Raw genomic sequence first — 244 nt, 5'->3', positions numbered from 1 at the left:
AGGAATATAGGAGTCACAGGCATCCATCAGGGCGAAAATGCACTGGGCGTCGTCGGCCTTGGGATCGTCGCATTCCAGGGCCTTGAGGGCGCTGCCGCGGATGATCGGGGTTTCGGAGCCCGGAAATTCGTACTTGTCCAGAAGTTCCTGAAGTTCCATCTCGACCAGCTCGATCAGTTCCTCGTCGTCGACCATGTCGCATTTGTTCAGGAACACAACGATTCTCGGAACACCGACCTGACGG

The 244-nt window shown here is 56.6% G+C and carries 1 protein-coding gene; it reads right to left on the bottom strand.

Annotation, left to right across the window (positions count from 1 at the left end; genetic code table 11):
* A partial coding sequence (locus ACYQ11_RS22260; RefSeq protein ID WP_459926031.1) for a GTP-binding protein occupies positions 1-244 on the bottom strand: 244 nt, incomplete at both ends.

The organism is Desulfatiferula olefinivorans (assembly GCF_054657895.1).
Note: the sequence above shows the minus strand (reverse complement) of the source record. Positions and strands in the feature narration are given on the sequence as shown.